Annotated in this window: 1 protein-coding gene; it reads left to right on the top strand. The window is 67.1% G+C overall.

All coding sequences use genetic code 11. The features are described from left to right. Window positions 1-896: aliphatic sulfonate ABC transporter substrate-binding protein (locus tag AA75_RS28800; protein WP_033823212.1), on the top strand; the 896-nt coding region annotated here is incomplete at both ends.

The following is an 896-nucleotide window of genomic DNA, read 5'->3' as shown; positions in this document are numbered from 1 at the left end:
AAGCTGTCCGCCGACACCGTGAAGATCGGTTACTTCGCCAACCTGACCCACGGCACCCCGCTGGTCGGCCTGCAGGAGGGCCTGTTCCAGAAGGAGCTGGGCGCGACCCAGGTCAAGACCCAGATCTTCAACGCCGGCCCGGCCGAGATCGAGGCGCTGAACGCCGGCTCGATCGACATCGGCTGGATCGGCCCCTCCCCGGCCATCAACGGCTTCACCAAGTCCAAGGGCAGCTCGCTGCGGGTCATCGGCGGCTCCGCCTCCGGCGGCGTGAAGCTGGTGGTCAACCCCGACCGGATCAAGACCCTGGACGACCTCAAGGGCAAGAAGATCGCCACCCCGCAGCTCGGCAACACCCAGGACGTGGCGCTGCTCAACTACCTGGCCGAGAAGGGCTACAAGGTCGACGCGCAGTCCGGCGCCGGCGACGTCTCGGTGGTCCGCTCGGACAACAAGGTCACCCCCGACGCGTACAAGTCCGGCTCCATCGACGGCGCCTGGGTGCCGGAGCCGACCGCGTCCAAGCTGGTCACCCTCGGCGCCAAGGAACTGCTCAACGAGAAGCAGGTCTGGCCGGACGGCAAGTTCGTGATCACCAACATCATCGTCTCGCAGAAGTTCCTCAAGGAGCACCCGGACGTGGTGGAGGCCGTACTGCGCGGCTCGGTGAACACCAACGCCTTCATCAAGGCCAACCCGGACAAGGCCAAGGCCGACGCCAACGACGCCATCAAGGCGGCCGCGGGCAACGCCCTGGAGCCGGCCGTCCTCGACCCGGCGTGGAAGGACATCGAGTTCCTCGACGACCCGCTGGCCAACACCTTCCAGGCCGAGGCCGACCACGCGGTCAAGGCCGGTCTGCTGGAGAAGCCGGTCCTCGACGGCATCTACGACCT

Origin of the sequence: Kitasatospora sp. MBT63 (assembly GCF_000710465.2) — a bacterium.
Classification (GTDB): Bacteria; Actinomycetota; Actinomycetes; order Streptomycetales; family Streptomycetaceae; genus Kitasatospora.
This window is presented reverse-complemented; position numbering and strand designations above follow the sequence as displayed.